Source organism: Mesorhizobium sp. M1A.T.Ca.IN.004.03.1.1 (assembly GCF_003997555.1).
Lineage (GTDB): Bacteria > Pseudomonadota > Alphaproteobacteria > Rhizobiales > Rhizobiaceae > Mesorhizobium.
The window spans coordinates 1-231 of the sequence record NZ_RZTV01001187.1 but is presented as its reverse complement, the minus strand read 5'-3'; the positions used below and the strand labels follow the sequence as shown (position 1 = coordinate 231).

Annotated in this window: 1 pseudogene; it reads right to left on the bottom strand. The window is 61.0% G+C overall.

What is annotated here, in order from left to right:
* Window positions 1-91: 91 nt before the first annotated feature.
* Window positions 92-231: pseudogene (locus EOD29_RS35440) on the bottom strand (DUF1839 family protein); the annotation flags it as partial.

Here is a 231-nt window from a genome sequence, read left to right as displayed (position 1 = left end):
AGTCAGTCCGGCGCAGGGCAAGGTGCTCGCCTGCGCCGCATCGAGCGTATCAGGCGCGCGTGAATACCATTCCTCCGATAGCACGGTGTATTGCGACCGCGAATTCATCAGGGGAGAGCCAGGTGAGGTAATCGGCCGCCAGTTCGAAATTGGCGCCCACCTGGCGAAGGGTGTTGAAGGCGTATTTGTGGAAGAAGCCGAACGGCCGTTCCGCCACCGCTTCGACCTGTT